Here is a 9,271-nt window from a genome sequence, read left to right as displayed (position 1 = left end):
CGGCAGAGCCAAGCACCTCTCCATCACCTATAGAAGGGTCCGTTTACCAGATATTGTTGGGGTGGCGGAGAAAACGACGAGACTCCCGCGGGAGAAGGAGCTAGGCTAGACCCCACAGGGAGTGAAGCGACCGAGGAGGCTTGCCAGTTCCCCCGCAGGAAAGCGAGTTGTTTCCGTAGCCAGCCCCTCTTAATATGAGCAACGGACCAAAAACATCTCGAAGTCGAGTCTTACAGTAATCGGCCCTATAGCTTAATAAGGCATTTTCCGTTTAACAAAGCCTAAATAACAAAAAGCCCCGCTGAAAACGGGGCTTTTTGTTATTCCTTTACATATTCCACTGAGTGGTAATTCGAAGAAACCGTTATGTCTGAGGGGACGTTCAAATAAAGGATATAAGTGCCCCATTCCATCTCAGCTTCCATCATACCATCCTTTTCCTCTGTAAACTGGGTGAATGGAAAAGCCGGACTGAACAGAGTAAATGTTCGTTCCGTCATTTGAGTAAGCAGAAGATTCAGGCGACCGCCGTCCATCCCAATTTTCAGCGGCACATCTTGGTTCAGCTCCAACCCCTGAACAGAAGCAGGAGTTGAATAAAAGGAAGCTTTAAGGCTTTCAATCTCTTTTGTTTGGTCCACCACAATCGTTAGTGTGCTAGGTGCTTCAATTTCTTCGCCAATTTCCAACCTCTCGTTATCGTAATCAAAGGTCCACTCTTTTCGCAGATATTTATCATTGATATCACCAACTTCACCCGCTAAAGCCTTTTGATAGAGCTCCCTCCCTATCTGCTCCATATTCTCCTCTCCATTCTCGGAGGTTGCACTCTGCTCCGGAATGAAGAAAAAGAGAATAAAGCTTGCGAACAGGAGGCATACATAGCCTCCAAATACCCACACCGGGGATTTAGCTGACCAATAAGTACTGCGGGCTTTGCTTTTCTTATAATTAACTACAATTAATGAACCGAATAAAACTGCAAAGAACATAATGGGAAGAATGCCAAGCCATATATCTATCATTTCTTCACCTCCAATTGATCTGATATCCAAAGAGCAATGGTGAAAACAAGGGCTGCACTTGCCACTACTTTAGCTGCAAATAGTAGAAAAAAAGATTCTTGAAAATAGAATTCATACATGAACGCTGGAAGATTCCAGTTTTCTGTGCTGGATAAATATTGCAAACCCCCAAAGAACAAGACAGGAAGCAAAACCACAAACACACGGTGAACCTGGACGATGATCCCGGCTAAATAGCCAAGAGAACTGAATAGGAAAACGAGAAGAATCATAGCCAAAATCCCCTCAGTAAACGCTAACGTCCCGGACGGGAGCCCTGTTCCTATAACCTCCTTGTTTCCTAAAATAAAATAGACCACCACTTTAAGTAAGAAACCGGCCATAATTGCAGTCAGACCGCCGATGACACTTACCGTAGCGATAAAAGCAACAGAAGACATGTTGCTGCTGAAACGGTTGGTAATAAAAGCAAAATCATCTTCTCGATAAGCTTTTGTGGTCATAAGAAGAGCACTCATGAAGCCCCAGAAGAAGGTGAAAATGATGATCATATCTGCAGAATAATAATTTATATTGAGGTCCAGACCAAAGGTACCAAGGCTTCGAGAGCCTACCCCATTCAACGAGAACAGCAGCCCAAGCAATTGTACAGTGACAAGCGAGGTGAGAACCCCCATGTAGGCTTTCAGCTTATATTGATATTGTTTAACAATAACCTCACTGGTACGTACTTCAGTTAAGGATGTCATCTAAAGTCCCCCCTTTTGGAGCTTCTGAAGAAGTTAAGTAGATACATAGATCACTCGCCGAAACTCCTGAAAACTGAATCCCTTCGCGCTTCATTTCCTGAAGCTCTTCTTTGGAAAAATTATTTCTTGTAACGATATATTCGTCACCCATACCAAAAGCTTCCGTGTGAATAGGTTGATGATTAGCTAAAAACGGGGCCAGCGTCTCACGCTTTCCTTTCAATCCTATTGCAAACTCTCTCATTTCTTCGATCGACATGTGAAGTACTTCCCTCCCCCGGTTCAGCAGCAATACCTCTTCCAACTGATCCTCCACTTCTTCTAAATGATGGGTGGATAAAAGAATGGTACGTGGGTAAGTAAGATAGTCTTTGAGCAGGATCCGGTAAAAATCCTTGCGCACCGCCGCATCCATGCCGGTGGTCGGTTCATCAAAAATAGTAAGCGGACAGCGGGCCGCAAGTCCAACAATCATATTGAAGGTGCTTTCTTTCCCTTTTGATAGATTTTTATGGTACTCCTTTTTATGAAACCCGAAGTAATCAAATAAATGCCATGCCAGTTCCTCATTCCAATGTTCGTAAAACTCGCCGGCCTCCACCAAAATTTCTGCCAGGGAAAGAGCTGTTGGAAAGTTCATTTGGTCGTCAATAAAGATAGAATTGGCAGATACGAGCAGACTATTAAATGGGCGGTGAGAAAACACCTTCACTTCTCCAGATGTTTCCTTAAGCATGCCGCTTAAAATTTTCATAAGTGTGGTCTTGCCTGCGCCATTTCTTCCGACCAATCCAACCAGCTTATTCTCTTCAATTGTGCAGGAAAGCTGGTCGAGAGCATTGAACCCCCGGTAGGCTTTCGTTAACTGCCTGCATTCAATAATGTTCATTCTTCTCCCCCTTTGTTTCTACTTTTTGTTTCCTTTATCAGTGAAATAAGTTCTGTTTCTGACATATCGAGCCGTTCAGCCTCTTGAACAAGGTCCTCCACCATACTTTTAAGTGTATGGTTTTTCCGTTTATCTTTGATGATTTTTATCGCTTCTGAGGAGACGAACTTTCCAATTCCGCGCCTGTCGTAAAGAATTCCTTCATCGGCAAGCTTCGTGAGCCCTTTGGCGGCTGTCGCCGGATTAATGTTATACATATCCGCAAGCTTATATTGAGAATATACTTTCTCATCCTCCGCCAGATCGCCGTTCAGGACTTCATTTTCGATCCATTCAGCTATCTGCAAGTAAATCGGCTTCGTTCCGTCGGTGTTAAGGATCACATGCTCCCCTTCCTCTCTGAATTGGTGCATTAGTGTTGTAATGTAGTATATTACTGTTACTTACAAAAATCAACTTGTCCTTTGACATTTTTTATGAAACCTATGCGTTAGAATCGACGTATTATTAAGAGGAAAGAAGGTGGATCATTATGAAAAAATTACTTCCCATCCTATTTGCTGCAGTTATTCTTCTCGTACTTCCTCTCCAGGCACTGGCTGTCGAGTATTCCATTCCAAAGACGATCATTGATGCCAAGCTTCAGAAAAATGGAGATGTAAAAGTAGAAGAACAGCATATGTATGCTTTTGACGGAGAGTTTAACGGCATAAACCGCACCTTGTATGCAAAAGAAGGAACCAGAATCACAAATGTGCAAGCATATGAGAAAGAACAGAAATTAAAGGTGGAGCGCGAAGATCAGACTTATAAAATATACCGGAGTGGTAAAGATGAAACCATTACGGTTGCATTAACCTATCTGATCGAAGATGGTGTCGAAGTTTATGCTGATCGAGCACAGTTTTACTGGTCTTTTTTTGATGAAACGAATGAGTCCGCGTATGAAAATTTCACAGTCAGCGTCCATCCTCCATCTAAAACAGAAGATGTAATGGCACTTGGCTACCAGACCGCTTATGGGGCCGATCAAATTAAGGAGGATGGAGTAATCCAGTTTGATATGGGCTATATATCCAGTGGAGAGAATATGAAGGTAAGGGTGGCTTATCCCTCTTCCCTGTTCTCTGCAGCACCGATCTCGGACAAAGATATAAGCGGAGAAATTCAGTCGGAAAAGGATGGGTTGGCCGCTGAAGCCGCTGCAAAAGAACAAAGAAGAAACACGTTAAATCGTATTGCACCTTATGCACTGGCTTTATTTGTAACTTCCGGACTATTGCTCACCGGCTATGCGGTCAGCCGTTACCGTTCGAACCAGCGTGAAGTGAACCGCCAGCTGAACTCTTTTTCCTTTATTCCTGAAGAAGAAATGAGTCTGCCGGCCACTCTGTATTTCCAAAACCACCGTCGCCTGACGATCCGTTCCCTCACCGCCTCGATTTTAGACCTTGTCCGAAAAGGATACGTCAAGCAAAAATCGGATCAGGAATTCCTGGTTAATCATCGCAGTACAGACTATGAACATGAGACGATTCTCCTCTCCTGGCTGTTTGATGAAGTTGGCGGAAACGGCACGTTCCATTTCGAGGATATTCAAAAGTACACCGCTGACAAGTCGAACCACGAGCAGTATCAGAAAGATTTCAACTTGTGGAAAAAGGCTGTCAAACAGGAGATTGAGACTCATAACCTTTATGAGAGCATGAACAAATGGAGAGGATTTACCGCCCTTGTTGGAACGCTTGCCATTCTATTTGGGATATATCAACTGTTTCCCTGGATGATCACATACATCATTTTTGGAGCCTTGTTGCTTGTAACGGCGTTTGCTTATCGTCCGCATACAGTTAAAGGAAAAAAGATCCAGATTCAATGGGAAAAGCTGATGCAGACGGACAGTGACCCAGGTGCTTTAACTGATGATGAACAACTTCGCGTTTTTCTCTATGAGATTGGCACAGGACATAGAAAAGTAGAAAATGAGCCCGAGGTTCGAAACCGCTCATCCTCCAGTATGGACATGGGCACACCAGCTGCCCATCATGATATGATGCTCTTTATTATTCTTGCTGCTTCACTGCAATCAAACTTCAGCGAGGCGGATCAAACCGTCACGGCTGCAGCTGCAGCCAGCGCAAATACTGGCGGAGGTGGAGCTGGTGTTGGCGGAAGCGGCGGGGGATCAGGGGCATTTTAGATGTTAGCAGCATAATAAAGCTCGGAGTATTTTTTACTCCGAGCTTTATTATTGGTGTATGGACTCTTTTTAAGAAACATAGACGCCTTCTCTTGCATACAATGAAGAGGTTATAAACTCAGTCCGTTATACTAAAAAGTCAAAAAAGTGAACCATCACTTGCCAACGGGCCTGTTCATCCTTTAGGGCAGTTCTGGTTCACTTTTTATTTTCTTATTCTCTTTCGATTGAGTTTTGCTTCGGAGATAGTCCTGAAGAGCTTTCTCTATTTCCGCTGCAGTGGCGTTATCTTTAAGCTTACCAGAAGCTTTCAGCATTTCGATGATTTTCTCATCGTTAGCTATCATACTTTTTCTATAGTTTTCCCGGGGTAAATTCGTGGAGGATTTTTCATTCTCTAATACCTCTTCTTCCATGTTTTCTACCGGATCCTCCTGAGGCGGCTCAATTGGCTGTCTATTTTCGCAGCCAAAACTGCCCGCCCCGAGCAGGATTCCGAGCATCAGCAACCTGCACTTCCCATGTCTCATTGAACGCCCTCCCGTATATGGATTTTGATCTCCTGTATAGAATTAGACGTTCCATTTGGAAAAAGGTTACTTAGAAAAAGAGTTCAACTTTATTAAACACCAAATGTGTTTCCTCCATTAACAGAGATGGATTGGCCTGTAATAAATTGAGAATCGTCAGAGGACAAGAAAACGACTGAATTAGCTATGTCTTCAGGTTTCCCCATACGTCGAAGAGGCAGTTGGCTGCTGTAACCCTCCAGGGTAGAAGGATCTACCTCTCCATGTCTCTCTACTGGAATAAAACCTGGATTGACAAGGTTCACATTAATACCGTGAGGTCCAAGTTCATTTGCCCAGGAACGGGTCATGCCAATCATCGCTGATTTAGCTGTTACATAGTTTGAGAAATTGGCATTTCCAAGCTGTACAACTTCACTGCCAATATTAATAATACGGCCGTATTGTTTCTCCTTCATGCCTGGCATAACCGCTTTTGTTAGAATTAATGGCGCTTTAACAAAAAACTGAAGCTGATCCATATACGTTTCCCATGTATTTTCCTCAAGGGAGTACTCCGGCTGAGGCCCCGAAGCATTGTTAACCACAATATCTATATTCTCACCATAGGATTCTTGAACCTTACGAACGAGCTCGTCCACGGACTCTTCATCGGTTATATCAGCCTGTACAGCGATGGCTTCTCCGTCTTTTCCCCTTATTTCTTCCACGGTTTCATTGGCCGGGTCCGGATTTCTTCCGTAGTTCACCACCACTCGTGCTCCTTCAGCAGCAAGATGTTTACTGATGACTTTCCCCAGGCCTCTTGATCCGCCTGTAACTAGTGCTATTTTTCCTTTTAATTTCATCTGTCTCATCCTTTCTCCTCATCCGTTCCCTTTTATTTAGGCAGATATTCTTAAGATTTTCAGCCGTTCAGGTTTGTAATATCCGAGACATATTTGTAAAAATCATCAGGATATAAGCCCCCTGTCAACCGTCTTTTTCCGCTAATTTATACTACTAAATGATAAAAATTCCAATAAAAGATTTCTTTTACTATTTTCATAGTAGTACATAAATTTCCCGAAAATTAAAGATCTATCTGCTTTCGCCGAAGCGATAATTTTCCCTAAGAGATTTTCAGAGTAAGGTTCGCCTCTTTCTTACTAAAAAAATCCAATATTATTACAAAAACAAGATGATAGGATGAAATTGTTCCAAAAACATAACTTTCAAGGAGGAATTCGAACATGAAAGGCAAATCATTGATCCTATCAGGAGCTCTTGTACTATCATTACTAGCTTCTCCAGCAACATCTCTCGCATCTTCAGGAGACAGCGAGTCTCATAAATTCCAGCAAGGAAATGTTCATATAGAATATGTGGTGAACTGTGTTCAACAAAATGAAGAGGCCTTGAGAAGTCAAAATATCCAGCAAGAAGATATTCAGTCTTTCCTAAAGAAATTCCAACAGGTTCAGCCTGAACAGAAATCTGAACAGCCAAAGGCTCCCGTTCAGGAACAACCGGTGAAAGAAGTACCAGCAGAACCTACTCAGCAAGCACCTGAAGCTCAGCCTGAACAGCAGGAGCAGCCGTCCGAACAGGCCGTTCCTCAAGAAAACACGACAGATCAAGCCGATCAATCTGAAATCTCAGATTTTGAACAGCAAGTCGTCGAACTGACCAACCAGGAACGTGCGAAGCAGGGGCTGGAGCCTCTCGAACTTGATACAGAGTTAAGTGCCGTGGCGGGAGACAAGTCTCTTGATATGCAGAAAAATAACTACTTTTCCCACACAAGCCCAACCTACGGATCTCCGTTTGATATGTTAAGCGAATATGGCATCGACTACCGTACGGCTGGTGAAAATATCGCTAGGGGCCACACTTCTCCTGAGCAAGTAGTCCAAGGCTGGATGAATAGTGAAGGTCACCGTAAAAACATCATGAATCCGAACTTTACTCATATCGGTGTCGGTTATGTAGAAGAGGGAAATTACTGGACACAAATGTTCATCGGCAAATAAATAGATTTACGTATATTAGCCATCGGGGATACAGTACCGGTGGCTTTTTATTATGGCAATTGCGCCGTGAATCTACTCTATTAGGCCGCCCCCACCTGAACTTCGATCGTTCTATCTCTCAGTAAGCAAGTCTTCAACAATCCGCCTCTTTAGGCAGCCTTTCTGGATAAAACAACAACGATATCTAACACATCCATTTGTAAAAAACCTCAGGATACACTCACGATGAATGGAGCTAAAACCTAAGTGGAATCTACCGAAAAATCACACAGACAGGGACAGCTGACAAGAAGTGATCAATCATAAATGGGTTACAGAAGCTGAATTATCAGCTAAATAAAAATCACAGTACCCCGTCAATTGGGGATTCTTAATGACTATTTAACACTTATATAAACTATATCCTCTCCTTTCCTACACACGTTCACAATATCTTAACAAATGCCCTGAACCCTTATTCTATCCACTCTTATGACTTTTTTTCTTATTTATATTTAGAAAAAACAGAAAATTAACTTGCAAATAGACTGAATATTACGTAAAATCAATCATAATTTATAATAATAAACTATAAGGAAGTGAGCGTAATGCAAACTCAATCGGTGAGTACTCTATATAATGTATGCCCTCTCTGTCACGGATCTGGAAAGTATAAGGAATATGATGATGGAAAAGCCAATTTAATTGTGGACCATTACCAGCGTGTAAACTATGCCAATGAAACACTAGCCTGGAAGATGGCCATCGAAGAAACCAGTTATGTGAAGGAATGCTCGAAATGTCACGGGAAAGGTAACGTCCTGAACAAAGAAGGCGAACAAATGTATAAACAGCTTCAGCAATATGCATAAGTTCAATTCCCCCCTGTCATTTAATGTGACTGGGGGGTTAAATGATCTTTTCAGATTAAGTTAGTAGTTTTAGAAAAATGAATTTTTTCTGAAAACTCTCTTGATTCTTAAATTATTTTCCTGTATTGTAAATCGCAAGCGATATGATAACCTCCTAATTTTTGAAAGAAATTTTTAGTAATTTTTAATATCATTCTTGATTTAAGCATACCTTTCATGTAAAGTGTTCAACAGTTGCTTTTCCAAAAATTACATAATAATAAAACTTATCCAGAGAGGTGTAGGGACTGGCCCTTTGATACCTCAGCAACCAGCCATTGGCACGGTGCTAAATCCAGAAGGTAGTAGTTATACCTTGAAGATAAGGAGACTCTTTATACATAAAGGACCTTCTTCTTCAAGGAGGTCCTTTTTTTTATATCCATTTTTTTACGAAGGAGATGATCACCATGGCACGGAACAGGATTGAAACCATTTTAGCCCAGCTAGGTAATAACAGTGATGAAGAAACAGGGGCTGTGAATCCGCCCATTTATTTATCTACCGCTTATCAGCACAAATCACTCGGGGTATCCACCGGATATGATTATACCCGCACCAAAAACCCGACCCGCCACCTTCTCGAAGAAGGCATGGCCCAGCTTGAAAACGGCGATCAAGCCTTCGCCTGCAGCTCAGGAATGGCAGCGATCCAGTTGATCCTTTCCCTGTTTCGTGCAAATGAAGAATTGATCGTTGCGGAAGATATCTACGGCGGCACGTACCGTTTACTCGAACATTATGCAGATGCTTACCAGATCCATTCAACCTACTCTGATTTCACGGATGTTGAGAGTGTCATTACTGAGAAAACAAAAGCGATCTTTCTTGAAACTCCGACCAATCCGCTGCTGCAGGAAGTGGATATTGAAGAAGTTTCAAAAATTGCTAAGAAGCACAACCTCCTGCTCATTGTCGATAATACATTCTTAACGCCTTACCTCCAGCAGCCGCTGGACTTAGGAGCAGACATTGT

At 42.5% G+C, this 9,271-nt stretch carries 10 protein-coding genes and 1 riboswitch; of the genes, 4 read left to right on the top strand and 6 right to left on the bottom strand.

The window, feature by feature from the left end:
• Positions 1 to 320 precede the first annotated feature (320 nt).
• The 4 genes from WAM07_RS17460 to WAM07_RS17445 are packed head-to-tail and all read right to left on the bottom strand — an operon-like array spanning position 321 to position 3,046.
• Positions 321 to 1,025 (bottom strand): hypothetical protein, encoded by a 705-nt coding sequence (locus WAM07_RS17460; protein WP_422168666.1) that lies wholly within the window; start codon positions 1,023 to 1,025, stop codon positions 321 to 323.
• On the bottom strand, positions 1,022 to 1,774 hold the full coding sequence (locus WAM07_RS17455; RefSeq protein ID WP_422168665.1) for a hypothetical protein: 753 nt from the start codon (positions 1,772 to 1,774) through the stop codon (positions 1,022 to 1,024). Before WAM07_RS17455 ends, WAM07_RS17460 begins: the two co-directional genes overlap by 4 nt.
• The gene (locus tag WAM07_RS17450; protein ID WP_422168664.1) at positions 1,758 to 2,663 is read right to left on the bottom strand and encodes an ATP-binding cassette domain-containing protein; all 906 of its coding nucleotides are present in this window, start codon (positions 2,661 to 2,663) and stop codon (positions 1,758 to 1,760) included. The genes WAM07_RS17455 and WAM07_RS17450 overlap by 17 nt, the downstream gene beginning before the upstream one ends.
• On the bottom strand, positions 2,660 to 3,046 hold the full coding sequence (locus tag WAM07_RS17445; protein WP_422168663.1) for a GntR family transcriptional regulator: 387 nt from the start codon (positions 3,044 to 3,046) through the stop codon (positions 2,660 to 2,662). The genes WAM07_RS17450 and WAM07_RS17445 overlap by 4 nt, the downstream gene beginning before the upstream one ends.
• A 149-nt stretch (positions 3,047 to 3,195) precedes the next feature.
• Here WAM07_RS17445 and WAM07_RS17440 point away from each other — a divergent pair, with 149 nt between their 5' ends.
• On the top strand, positions 3,196 to 4,863 hold the full coding sequence (locus WAM07_RS17440; protein WP_422168662.1) for a DUF2207 domain-containing protein: 1,668 nt from the start codon (positions 3,196 to 3,198) through the stop codon (positions 4,861 to 4,863).
• 182 nt (positions 4,864 to 5,045) lie between these two features.
• Here the strand turns inward: WAM07_RS17440 and WAM07_RS17435 are convergent, their stop codons facing one another.
• Positions 5,046 to 5,393, bottom strand: coding sequence for a hypothetical protein (locus tag WAM07_RS17435; protein WP_422168661.1), 348 nt, complete (start codon positions 5,391 to 5,393; stop codon positions 5,046 to 5,048).
• A 92-nt stretch (positions 5,394 to 5,485) separates the two neighbouring features.
• Positions 5,486 to 6,250 (bottom strand): SDR family NAD(P)-dependent oxidoreductase, encoded by a 765-nt coding sequence (locus WAM07_RS17430; protein ID WP_422168660.1) that lies wholly within the window; start codon positions 6,248 to 6,250, stop codon positions 5,486 to 5,488.
• Between the two features lie 375 nt (positions 6,251 to 6,625).
• Here WAM07_RS17430 and WAM07_RS17425 point away from each other — a divergent pair, with 375 nt between their 5' ends.
• From WAM07_RS17425 to WAM07_RS17415, 3 genes are all read left to right on the top strand, one after another.
• The gene (locus WAM07_RS17425; RefSeq protein WP_422168659.1) at positions 6,626 to 7,405 is read left to right on the top strand and encodes a CAP domain-containing protein; all 780 of its coding nucleotides are present in this window, start codon (positions 6,626 to 6,628) and stop codon (positions 7,403 to 7,405) included.
• A 587-nt stretch (positions 7,406 to 7,992) separates the two neighbouring features.
• Positions 7,993 to 8,256, top strand: a complete 264-nt coding sequence (locus WAM07_RS17420) for a hypothetical protein (protein WP_041601185.1) — start codon at positions 7,993 to 7,995, stop codon at positions 8,254 to 8,256.
• A gap of 263 nt (positions 8,257 to 8,519) precedes the next feature.
• A riboswitch (SAM riboswitch) is annotated at positions 8,520 to 8,624 on the top strand.
• An 81-nt stretch (positions 8,625 to 8,705) separates the two neighbouring features.
• Positions 8,706 to 9,271, top strand: a 566-nt coding sequence (locus WAM07_RS17415) for an aminotransferase class I/II-fold pyridoxal phosphate-dependent enzyme (RefSeq protein WP_422168658.1), incomplete at its 3' end; no start/stop codon positions are given.

The organism is Halobacillus sp., from assembly GCF_049282395.1.
Lineage (GTDB): Bacteria > Bacillota > Bacilli > Bacillales > Halobacillaceae > Halobacillus.
Note: the sequence above shows the minus strand (reverse complement) of the source record. Positions and strands in the feature narration are given on the sequence as shown.